General features: G+C 57.5%; 11 protein-coding genes and 1 tRNA gene. 9 read left to right on the forward strand and 3 right to left on the reverse strand.

What is annotated here, in order from left to right:
• Positions 1-60 precede the first annotated feature (60 nt).
• Together I9188_RS12015 and I9188_RS12020 are read right to left on the reverse strand one after the other, a co-directional pair.
• The gene (locus I9188_RS12015; protein ID WP_209506697.1) at positions 61-1,770 is read right to left on the reverse strand and encodes a sulfatase-like hydrolase/transferase; all 1,710 of its coding nucleotides are present in this window, start codon (positions 1,768-1,770) and stop codon (positions 61-63) included.
• Positions 1,767-2,129: a hypothetical protein gene (locus I9188_RS12020; protein WP_209506698.1), complete on the reverse strand. Its 363-nt coding sequence runs from the start codon at positions 2,127-2,129 to the stop codon at positions 1,767-1,769. The genes I9188_RS12015 and I9188_RS12020 overlap by 4 nt, the downstream gene beginning before the upstream one ends.
• A 134-nt stretch (positions 2,130-2,263) precedes the next feature.
• On the opposite strand from I9188_RS12020, the gene I9188_RS12025 reads away from it, so the two are divergent.
• The 9 genes from I9188_RS12025 to I9188_RS12065 all read left to right on the forward strand — a co-directional run bounded on the left by I9188_RS12025 (position 2,264) and on the right by I9188_RS12065 (position 10,060).
• Positions 2,264-3,574 (forward strand): hypothetical protein, encoded by a 1,311-nt coding sequence (locus I9188_RS12025; RefSeq protein WP_209506699.1) that lies wholly within the window; start codon positions 2,264-2,266, stop codon positions 3,572-3,574.
• 708 nt (positions 3,575-4,282) lie between these two features.
• The gene (locus I9188_RS12030; RefSeq protein WP_209506700.1) at positions 4,283-5,116 is read left to right on the forward strand and encodes a hypothetical protein; all 834 of its coding nucleotides are present in this window, start codon (positions 4,283-4,285) and stop codon (positions 5,114-5,116) included.
• Between the two features lie 32 nt (positions 5,117-5,148).
• Positions 5,149-5,322, forward strand: a complete 174-nt coding sequence (locus tag I9188_RS12035; protein WP_209506701.1) for a hypothetical protein — start codon at positions 5,149-5,151, stop codon at positions 5,320-5,322.
• Positions 5,297-5,503 carry a helix-turn-helix domain-containing protein gene (locus tag I9188_RS12040; RefSeq protein ID WP_209506702.1) on the forward strand — a complete coding sequence of 69 codons (207 nt, stop codon included), beginning with the start codon at positions 5,297-5,299 and terminating at the stop codon, positions 5,501-5,503. The genes I9188_RS12035 and I9188_RS12040 overlap by 26 nt, the downstream gene beginning before the upstream one ends.
• 166 nt (positions 5,504-5,669) lie before the next feature.
• Complete coding sequence (locus tag I9188_RS12045; protein ID WP_209506703.1) at positions 5,670-6,098, forward strand: hypothetical protein; 429 nt, start codon at positions 5,670-5,672, stop codon at positions 6,096-6,098.
• A gap of 400 nt (positions 6,099-6,498) precedes the next feature.
• A complete protein-coding gene (locus I9188_RS12050; protein WP_209506704.1) occupies positions 6,499-6,882 on the forward strand; it encodes a hypothetical protein in 384 nt (127 codons plus the stop codon).
• 48 nt (positions 6,883-6,930) lie between these two features.
• Positions 6,931-7,368 (forward strand): site-specific integrase, encoded by a 438-nt coding sequence (locus tag I9188_RS12055; protein WP_209506705.1) that lies wholly within the window; start codon positions 6,931-6,933, stop codon positions 7,366-7,368.
• Positions 7,368-8,411: a tyrosine-type recombinase/integrase gene (locus I9188_RS12060; RefSeq protein ID WP_209506706.1), complete on the forward strand. Its 1,044-nt coding sequence runs from the start codon at positions 7,368-7,370 to the stop codon at positions 8,409-8,411. Before I9188_RS12055 ends, I9188_RS12060 begins: the two co-directional genes overlap by 1 nt.
• A gap of 65 nt (positions 8,412-8,476) precedes the next feature.
• Positions 8,477-10,060, forward strand: a complete 1,584-nt coding sequence (locus I9188_RS12065; RefSeq protein WP_245220591.1) for a recombinase family protein — start codon at positions 8,477-8,479, stop codon at positions 10,058-10,060.
• Here the strand turns inward: I9188_RS12065 and I9188_RS12070 are convergent.
• Positions 10,017-10,093, reverse strand: a tRNA-Met gene (locus tag I9188_RS12070). The genes I9188_RS12065 and I9188_RS12070 overlap by 44 nt on opposite strands.

The raw sequence follows: 10,093 nt of genomic DNA on the forward strand, positions 1-10,093 counted from the left end.
AGAATTGTCGTGGACTTGGAAAGTGGCACCGGAGCCCACCGGCTCCAGTGCCTATCTGCCTTACATATCGCTACCGGCGAAGGGCAGCGGGTAGTTGCCAAGTTGCTGCGGCGTGAAGGGCAGCTTGTCCGTCTCGACCGGAGACGTGTAGAGCTTGCGGGTTTCGGGGCGTTCGTTCGAAATGCCTGTCAACGCCGGTCCGGGGGTTGCATCCGGGCGGTTCGGGTATTCCTGCATCCACATCTCGTGCCGCGCGCGCTGGCGGTTGAACATCGATTTGACGTGGAACTGCTGAATCATCTCCCCGGTCCTTTCTCGAGGATCGGTATAGAGATCATAGAACTCGTTCTTGGAAAGACCGGGGGTAGCATTTTTCCAGTCACGCTTGAACCGCCCTTTGACGCCTGCGGCCAGGTTTGGCCCCTGGTAGATCATCACATAGTCCCGGCGGCTGAAGCCGTCTCCGTTCAGGAACAGCGATGTCTGGTCGACACCGTCGATCACGCGGTCGGTGGGGATCTGGTCCATCGCGCCACCAAGTCGGGCAAATGTGGTGAAAAGGTCGCTGACATGCAGGATGTCGCCCACGATCTGATCCGGTTCGATCACGCCCTTCCATTTCGCAATTGCCGGGACGCGCACGCCACCTTCGGTAAAGTCACCCTTGCCGCCGGAGTACAGGGTTTCGGCCATGCCCCGAGGACCATAGTGAATGAACGGCCCATTGTCGGCCATCACCATGACGAGCGTATTCTCGGCAATGCCCTTTTCCTCAAGATGCGCCACAAGTTCGCCAACGAAGTCATCGACAGCGATCAGGCCTTCCGCAAGCATGTTCTTATTTGCCGTCGCTCTCTTCGCAACTCTGGGGTCGGGAAAAAACGCACCGAGAATGGGCTGGTAGGCGATAAAGAATGGCTCGCCGGCTTCGACGCTCTTGTCGATGAAGGCCAGTGTTCGGCGCTGGGACTCAGTTTCGATATCCCAGTAGTTTTCAATGTTTGGCGGCGGGCCCCATTCAAGGGTTTCGCCGCCCTTGGTGCCTTCCAGTGTCCAGACCTGACCCAGCGGCTGCCAGGATTTATCCATGTCATATTTGTCTTCGCCGTAAAGCTCGGGATAAAGCCCGGTTATGACGTTGCCAACCTCGGCCCCGGGGTTCCACATCGAAGGCACCTGGTTGTAGGGGGTGAAGAACGCCTCGTCGTAGCCTTGGTTGTGGGCATAGGAGAACTCTGTGTCGCCGAGGTGCCACTTGCCATAGAAGGCAGTCTTGTAGCCAACATTCGACAGCACTTCTGCGATGGTCACTTCCTCGGCATCCATGCCGGAATACTCAACCGGGAAGGAAACGGTGTGCATGCCGCTTCGTACAGCGTACCGACCGGTCTGAAACGCCGCGCGCGTAGGCGTACAGGCGGGTTCCGTGTACATGCGCATGAAGTTGATGCCTTCATCCGCCATCTGGTTCATGTTTGGCGTCTCGAATCCACGCACCGCCTGAATTTCCGGAATTCCGACCTCGCCCACCGCGGTGTCATCCCACATGATGTGGATGATATTGGGCTTGGTGCCGAATTTGGCCTCCAGCGCGTCCAGTTTTTCCTGCAGTGACGCGTCCTCGTCGGCCCAGCGTTGGCCATGCTGTGCTTCGAGAACATAATGTTCGGCATCATGAATGATCTTGCCGCTTTCGGCATGCGCACCGGTCAGCGACAGCATCACAAGTGCCAACGCACTGCATGATGCCTTGCCTGAATTCAGTTTCATGTGTCTTCTCCAGATTGTGAAAATTGGTGTAGGCTCGAACTGGTGCTGTCGAATCCCCGGGGCCCTCCGATCCTGCGCGAAGCTTTCTCGAGCGCGGCGCGGATTTCGTCTGTGAGGCCTTTCAAACTCTCCAGCAAAAGGTCGCGTGCCTTCTGCAAATCCTCTTCCGAGGCACCATCACACTGCGACAGGCCGAGCAAATCCCGCACGAGCAGTTCGTAATCGTCGCAGATCTCTGCAAAGGTGGCGTCCGTCGCACGCAACCTTCTGATCGAGTCGCGCGCTTTTGGCAGGCATTCTTCTGCCTGAGCGGGGTAGGCCGCTGGGTTTTCGTCATTAGAGCCCATCTCACCAATCATCCTTGCGGTTGAAAGGTTGGAACAAGGGTTATACGGTGAAAGATGACGTGAAACGCACCGGAGAAATTCTTCTAGGCGATTGTTTTGGAATGTTTTTCTTAGCGCATGACTGAATGGGGGCACGGATTCGCTTCATGACGCCGGAAAACGAAAAATCCATTCGAATTGCGCTGGAGAACATTCTGCAAAGTCCGCAGCTGTCCGGCTCCGCCCGCCTACAGGGTTTTCTGACTTACGTGGTCGAACAAAGCCTGCTGGGCCACCCTGAAGAGATCGTCGGGAAGATCATCGCCCAGGACGTTTACGGGCGTCAGCCCGCCGATGGTAGCGACAATATCGTGCGGGTCGATGCCCGCCGATTGCGCCGCGCCTTGTCAGATTACTACGCCACGCAAGGCAGTGATGACGTAGTCGTGATCCACATCGATAGCGGCGGCTATGTTCCCAGGTTCGAGTTTCGTGAAGGAGACAAAGATACCCAGAAGCCGGACAAATCACGCCTCGCACAATTGCGAATTCCGATAGCAGCAATTGCTCTATTCGCTGCGGCTTTGCTCGTATGGGCGATTGGACGTGCCATCTATTTTTCCCCGAGCCCGGACAGGGCGGACATAAACGTGCAGGAGCGCGCGGTGCAGGAACGCAAGGCGCTGGCAGAGAAGTCCATGGCGACGTTGCAGGCCTCGAACATGACAGCAAAAGCCAGTGAAATGCTGTTCCCGATCGCGGATGTCGAACTTCAAACCGCAGCACTCAAGTTGTTTGAAGAGGCCATTCGCATCGATCCTGCGTATGCAGGCGGGTATGCGGGAGCAGTTCACAGCTTGTCCACTCTGGCTATTTTGGCACCGGACCTCAAGCAACGTCAGGAAATGCTTCAGGCGGCGTCACTCATGTCCGGCACTGCCGTCGATCTTGACCCGACCAACGGTTGGGTCCTTTCGTCCAAAGCCTGGCTGGCCTTCGCCAGTGGGGATTTCGAAAACGCAAGGACGCTCGCTAACCGGGCCTATTTGCTGAGCGATATGGATGGCCGGGTATTGAACTTCTATGCTCTCATTCTTTTGCTGACAGGGAGTTTTGCGGAAGCGCAAGAGATTTCAGCGCCTGACGCGCCGCGCAGAGATGCAGGTTCACACCAAGCAAACCTGAATATACATGGGGTCGCCAGTTTTCATCTTGGTGACTACGAGACTGCTGTTTCTTCCTTCGATTCCGCAATTGCGTCAGGCGCTCCCGTCAGTGAACTGACGTTGCTCTATAAGGCTGCGTCATATCAGGCAAACGAACAGTCTATAGAGGCTCGGAAACATCTCGAGGAGTTGTCGCGTACCTGGCCCATGTTTCAGCCAGAGCTCGCACTAAGCAAGTTCTATGCAAGCCGCGAACACGTGGATACCGTACTCTTACAGTTAAGGGCGGCAGGTTGGCCAAAGGATAAGTAACTTGTCCAGAATTTGTGCCGCCCAGCCCCTTTTTGCGCTCTAGCAGTTGTATCGGTGACGGAATCGGAGGTTCCCATTTTCGTCGAGTCCGGCACAGCCCATTCGCGAGGGTGACAAGCTTTCGAGCGACTATTGTGATTATGACCTTGCTCGGTTTTCCGACCGCGCGGTTGCGGTCAGCGAGGTCCGGCAGCGGCTGAAGTTCATAGCGGTGGATCTGCCGACGCTTGGCTAAAGCTAATCTTTGCGGTCGCAGCGAACGGCAGGTTCGTCGGGCAGTGCCGCAGAAACTTGGAAACCGGTGAGTGTCCGGAGTGGGCCGTCCTTGCCATGATCAACGGCAGCAATGCGCGGTTCGCACCCGTTCTTATAGCGAGCGGCATCTGTCGAATTGGGCTCCAAGCGGTCATGCGGTGTATTGGGCTCAATGTCTGCTCTAGCGGCAAAGCAACCGGTCACTCGGCAGGCGCACGTATCCAATACAGTGCGGTGTGCGGTCTCCTACCGAAATAGCGTAAAAAACCACCTTGGACGATCAAACATTAGCTGGAGCACAAGCTGTTCTCTTCCTGTTCTTTTGTTTATGCGCAACCTTTGAAGGGGCCGCTTCGCCTCAACCAGCGCTTTCTCAGCAAACAATACTGCCTTGATGCACATCAGCTTTTGGACGTACGACCAGACCCCAGAGTGTGCCAAACGGAGAACAAGATGAGCGCCAACTCGGACAGCGATCTAAAGAGCAGTCGAGAAGTTGCAAATACTAAAGATGACTATTCGGTCTACCCGCACATGGATGGGATCAAGGCCTCTATGTCGTGGAAGCTCGGCAGTTATGGAGAACGCGGCGTCCTTACTGAGGGCATGATCGGGAACTTGTGTGAACAGTTTGACCTGCCAGCACCACTCGTCCGCGACTTGTCCACCATGCTGGGTCACTGCCTCAACAACGATGACGACATTGCAATTAATCTGACCGAGGTTCGGCGCCCGCAAGCGATTGAACGAGGTCAAAAGCACCTCAAGCAACTTTTTCGGAAAGCCAAACGGGGCACAATTACTGCACAAGAACTCCGGAACGCGTTGGGCTCGCTTTCGACTTATTTCGCGTCTACGCCAGAAGACGCAGACCTTCTTCCGCAGCTCCTCAAAAAGCTTGAGACCGCAAAAACGCTTACTCAGGACGTGATGGATGACATTCGACGCATCATCGAGACACCCGGCGCGGTTGCAGAGATGTCGCCACGAGACAAGCGGTTCTCGCGCGACAAACGCCGTCAGTACATCGTCGAGAGTTGCTGCTATATCTGGAAAGATGCCGGTCGCCCCCTGACCTACACGACATATTCAGACGGTCGCCCCGGAGGGCAACGGCAAGGCCCGCTCGTAAACTTTATCCAGGCTGCCGTGAGGATCATAACCGAACCGGAGCAAATCCTGAGCGGTGAGACGATCCGCGTGGATATTGACGATTTTCGCGACAGGCTTGAGCGCGAAGAGAAGGAGCGTTGGGCCCCGCCGGAATCGGGCAATCAATACACTTAGAATGAGCAAGCCTGCGTTGTCATGGTCATGGCATGACACGCGTTCCTGCCAAACCCCCTTCTGACGACGGTGCGCACCAGCAGGTTGAGGCAGCGATAGGCCAGTTGGTCCGATTGCTGGCTGCCCAGGCAGTACGGGAACTGGGCCGGAACGCCTCTGACCAAAAGGAGGCGCATCAGGATGCCACAGATCAAAGCGAAGACTAAACAAACCCGCAAGCTTCTGACGGTGAAAGACGTCGCTGAACTGGACAATTGCTCGGAGAAGACGGTGCGCCGTGCGATTGCGGCTGGCCTGCTTGAGGTTATTCGGGTGGGCCCTGGCGGACGCCTCATCCGCATTGATCCGGCAGCTCATGCCGCCTACCGGCAGGCACAGTGCTGGTAGGTAATCGCGGCCATTAATGTCCATTTAGGTCAACTGTTTAAGTGATTTTCGGGAAGAGGGCATCCCCGTTAGTTGCGGACTTTCTGTGCTACGCTTTTCCCGAATCGGACCTCCTGTCCACACCCGTCCACCCGAGACCTAACCTGTCCAAAGGAACGCTGACCCGATGACCCGCCAAACACCCGTTCCATTGACACTTGCCTTTGTCAAAGCCGACACTCCGATGTTTGCCGAAGTCATTGAACAGTTGCGTTCTGACATTACTCTGTCCGACGCACGCCGCCGCGATATGATCTCAGGATTGCAGCGCACAGCCAAAGCCCTTGCTCTACCGCCCGGGGACGTGCCCTGCGACAGTCGCTGGTTGCAGCCCCGTCTGTCCAAAGTTGCACCGGCTGCGCTTGGTCTGACACCAAAGAGCTGGCAAAACGCGGTCAGTGATGCTCGGGCCGCCCTCGCGCATTTCGGGCTAGTGGAACGCCGGTTCAACCGGATCGAAGATCTGTCTCCCGCTTGGCACGCGCTCTGGGCGGATGTATTGGCGTCCGGCGACAAGACATTGCAACCCGCGCTCTGCCGCTTCGTGCATTTCTGATCCGGCAAGGCGTCAAACCCGCCATTGTGCGCAAAGAGCATGCCACGGCCTATCGAGAAGCCCTTGCGCATAACGAGATCAGCAAATCACCGGATGTCGCATATCGGGCTGCGGTCAACGGCTGGAACCTGGCGGTCCGACGTATTTCACAATGGCCCAACGTCACTTTGCCTCTGGAATCGCGCCAGAAGGTCATCACTTTCCGGTGACCGCGTTTCCAGCGCCCTTCCAAACCGCTCTTGCAAAGCTGATACATCGTCTGTCCAATCCAGACCCCTTGGCAGATGACGGTCAAAACAGGGCACTCCGACCCGCGACCCTGTCCCAATACCAAAGACAGTTGGTTCGGTTTGCCTCCGAACTCGTTCACTCTGGTATCCCGATCGCGGAGATTGGCGGATTGGACGTCCTGATCAATCCGATGATGGCTGAACGGGGTTTGCGCCAGATGCTATCGCGCACCAACAACCAGACCACAAAGATGATCAGCGAGATCGCCGCGCTGCTCCGCAACCTGGCCCGGATACTCAATGCATCCGATGACACCCGGGACGCGCTGTCGAGGCTTGCCGCGCGGCTGGCCGTCAAACCTCAGAATGGCATGACCCAAAAAACCGAAGCCGGCTGCGGGTGTTGCAGGAGGACCGACATTAGCAGCGCCTGCTGCTTCTGCCTGAACGGATTTTCGCGCGACCATGCGGCACGTCCAAGCCGTATGGCTGGGCTCTGGCACGCGAAGATGCGCTTGCCATCGCCATCTTGCTGGTCTGCCCAGTTCGCGTGAAGAACCTGGCTGGCATCCACCTGGAACGCCACCTGCACCGTCCCGGTGATGGCCGAGCCTACCTGGTTCTGGAAGACAGACGGCGAGACCAAAAATGAGCGCCCTGTCGAGTTCGAGATCCCGCGTGATGTATTGCGCATGATCGACGTTCATCTCAAATCTCGCTGTCCGGAACTCTGCCCCGCTGGAACGCCTTGGCTGTTTCCCCGGAGGGATGGTCAGCATTCGGTTGATCCCGGCGTTCTGTCTGCGCGCATCTCCAATCGGATCCGGAAAGAAACGGGTTTGGAGATGAATGCCCACCTGTTTCGGCATTTCGCGGTGATGAACTGGCTCGACGCCAATCCCGGCGGCTACGAGGTTGCGCGCCGGTTGCTCGGACATTCGGAGATCAGCCACACCATCAACATGTATTCCGGTCTTGAGGCACGGTCGGCAACACGCGCCTTTGCTGACCTGATAGAAGCTAAGAAAGGGTGTCGCTGATGAGCCTTGTTCTGCCTCTGTCTGATTGGCCCGTGCAAGACCGGGATATGTGGCTCAACCTTAAGACGGAAGGTGGACCACTCGACGATTGCGGCGCGCTCTCACATCTGCGCGCGACCTCGTTGAAGACGCTGGAACTTCGCTATGCGCGATGGCTGCAATGGCTGATTACCAGCGATGCGGAGGCGATCACACTGCCTCCGGCTCGACGCGGGACCCTGCCGCGCCTTTCCGCTTGGCTTCGGAACCTGTCACACACCCGGCCAATGACCCGGTTGACGTTCATTGATGGCGTGTTGCGTATCCTCTCTGCAGCTGACCCGACACAGGATTGGTCCGCTCAGCGGAAGTTGAAAGCGGGATTGAAGCGCGCCGCGGGTCGAGGTGATCGGGATCGCAAACTTGGGCGTGTGTTGTCCAGCGAGGTTCTATTCCGTGCAGGTCTGATTCTGGCGGCGGGTCATGCAGAAGCGGCGCCAACACCGCTACGCCGTATGATGTGCCTGCGGGATGGTACCATGATAGCGATGTTGGCCCTGATGCCGATGCGGCGACGCGCCTTCGCGGGCCTTCGGATCGGCGTATCCCTGCACATCAGGCCCGATACTATGACTGTCGCGCTCCCCGGGGATCTCACCAAGTCAGGGCATCCCTGGGAAGCTGATGTTCCCCAGAGCGTTGAGCCGCTCTTACGCCGTTATGTCAACGAAGCCCGTCCTTTTTTTATGGAGCGTGGCCAACAACATCACAATGTCCTGTGGGTTGGCCGGTCTGGCACTCCTTTGAAGGAAGACGCGCTAGGCCCCCGAATTGCTGATCAAACGCTTAAGCTGACGGGGCGCCGCATCCCACCGCATTTCTTCCGGGATGCCGCCGCAACGACATTGGCGCGCTCCTCTCCGGAACACGCGAAGCTGATCCGACCAATATTGGCTCATGCGAGCTTCGGAACGGCTGAGCGCCACTACATCCACGCCCAGACAATTGAAGCGGGCCGCGACTACGCGGCTTTGATCAACCAGAAGAGAAAGGTCCGGCGATAACCCGAGTTGCAATCTATGCCCGTTTCTCCAGCCAAATGCAGAGAGACGCATCCATCGATGACCAAATGCGACTGTGCCGGGAACGTGCTGAGCGGGAAGGCTGGACTGTTGTCGACGCCTATTCTGATCGGGCGGTCTCTGGTGCGTCCATGTTGCGTCCCGGGCTGCAAGCACTCTTCAATGCAACTCAGGAAGGACGGGTTGATCTGATCTTGGCCGAAGCGCTGGATCGGTTGAGCCGGGACCAGGCAGACATCGCTGCGATTTTCAAACGCCTGAGCTTTGCAGGGGTTTGCATCGTGACGCTGGCTGAGGGCGAGATCAGTGAGTTGCACGTAGGTCTCAAAGGCACCATGAACCAACTGTTCCTCAAAGATCTGGCCGACAAAACCCGGCGTGGTCTGCGCGGGCGGGTCGAGCTTGGCCGTTCCGGCGGCGGCAACAGCTATGGTTACGACGTCGTCCGGCGTCTTGAGTCCGACGGCCAACCCGCCACGGGAGAACGAATGATCAATGCAGCAGAAGCTAAGATTGTCCGGCGGGTGCTTCAAGAGTTCTCCGAAGGGCATTCTCCCAAATCCATCGCGCGCCGCCTGAACGCCGAAGGTATTCCCGGTCCCCGTGGCAAGTTATGGCGTGACACGGCCATTCGAGGGCACAGAGTGCGTGGGACGGGCCTTCTCAACAATGAGCTCTACATCGGCCGCCTGGTCTGGAACCGGCTGCGCTACATCAAGGACCCGGAGACCGGCAGACGTGTGTCCCGTCTCAACGATCCCTCCAAATGTATCATCACGGAAGTCCCTGAGTTGCGGATTGTCGGGGATGAGCTTTGGAAGGCGGTCAAACAGCGACAAGGCGAGATCGAAGCCGATCCTAGGGTCAAAGCCATCAAGGAAACCCGGTTTTGGGAGAAGCGTCGCAAGAAGCACCTTCTGACAGGACTTGCATTCTGCGGAACCTGCGGAGGGCCACTCGCCACTGTCGGGCGCGACTACCTCGCCTGCTCTGCCGCTCGCAAACTCGGTACTTGTTCCCATAAGCAATCCATTCGCCGCAATGTCCTGGAAGACGCCGTTCTGGATTTGCTTCGTCAGCGTCTGATGCAGCCCGACGCAGTGGCCGCTTTTATCAAATCCTTCAGCGAAGCCGCCAACGCAGAAGCAGGCATAGCGGAGGTAGCCCGGACCCGTCTGCAATCCGAGCGGGACAAAGCTGCGCGCAAACTGAATGGGTTTTATGACGCGATTGCAGAAGGCATTCGCACCTCAGGTCTTCAGGCCAGGCTTGAAGATCTCGAAGCGCAGATCGCAGATCTGGACGCAAAACTCTCCGAACCCGCACCGCCCCCTGTGCGCCTTCACCCTAACCTGTCGGAACTCTATCGCTCCAAGGTCGCCGATCTTGCGCAGGCGCTATTGGATCCTTCGATCCGCACCGGGGTTTTGGAGATCATCCGGGGCCTTATCGAACGTGTCACGGTCGAGCACACCAACGAGGGCGTTCAGATCGAACTGGAAGGGGCACTTTCAGCGATGATTGGTCTGGCCCAGAACGAACAAAGCCGCCCTGAGGCGGCTTGTTCGAGACTCTGTTCGACCCAAATGGTTGCGGGAGCAGGATTTGAACCTGCGACCTTCAGGTTATGAGCCTGACGAGCTACCGGGCTGCTCCATCCCGCG

The sequence above is a fragment of the Ruegeria sp. HKCCSA071 genome (assembly GCF_017872555.1).
Taxonomy (GTDB): domain Bacteria; phylum Pseudomonadota; class Alphaproteobacteria; order Rhodobacterales; family Rhodobacteraceae; genus Ruegeria.

Excerpts from the sequence above, each read along its gene's own strand:
- I9188_RS12030 (WP_209506700.1), top strand. The coding sequence starts at position 4,283 with ATGAGCGCCAACTCGGACAGCGATCTAAAGAGCAGTCGAGAAGTTGCA.
- I9188_RS12055 (WP_209506705.1), top strand. The coding sequence starts at position 6,931 with ATGGCCGAGCCTACCTGGTTCTGGAAGACAGACGGCGAGACCAAAAAT.
- I9188_RS12035 (WP_209506701.1), top strand. The coding sequence starts at position 5,149 with ATGACACGCGTTCCTGCCAAACCCCCTTCTGACGACGGTGCGCACCAG.
- I9188_RS12060 (WP_209506706.1), top strand. The coding sequence starts at position 7,368 with ATGAGCCTTGTTCTGCCTCTGTCTGATTGGCCCGTGCAAGACCGGGAT.
- I9188_RS12025 (WP_209506699.1), top strand. The coding sequence starts at position 2,264 with ATGACGCCGGAAAACGAAAAATCCATTCGAATTGCGCTGGAGAACATT.
- I9188_RS12020 (WP_209506698.1), bottom strand. The coding sequence starts at position 2,129 with ATGATTGGTGAGATGGGCTCTAATGACGAAAACCCAGCGGCCTACCCC.
- I9188_RS12065 (WP_245220591.1), top strand. The coding sequence starts at position 8,477 with ATGCGACTGTGCCGGGAACGTGCTGAGCGGGAAGGCTGGACTGTTGTC.
- I9188_RS12015 (WP_209506697.1), bottom strand. The coding sequence starts at position 1,770 with ATGAAACTGAATTCAGGCAAGGCATCATGCAGTGCGTTGGCACTTGTG.
- I9188_RS12045 (WP_209506703.1), top strand. The coding sequence starts at position 5,670 with ATGACCCGCCAAACACCCGTTCCATTGACACTTGCCTTTGTCAAAGCC.
- I9188_RS12040 (WP_209506702.1), top strand. The coding sequence starts at position 5,297 with ATGCCACAGATCAAAGCGAAGACTAAACAAACCCGCAAGCTTCTGACG.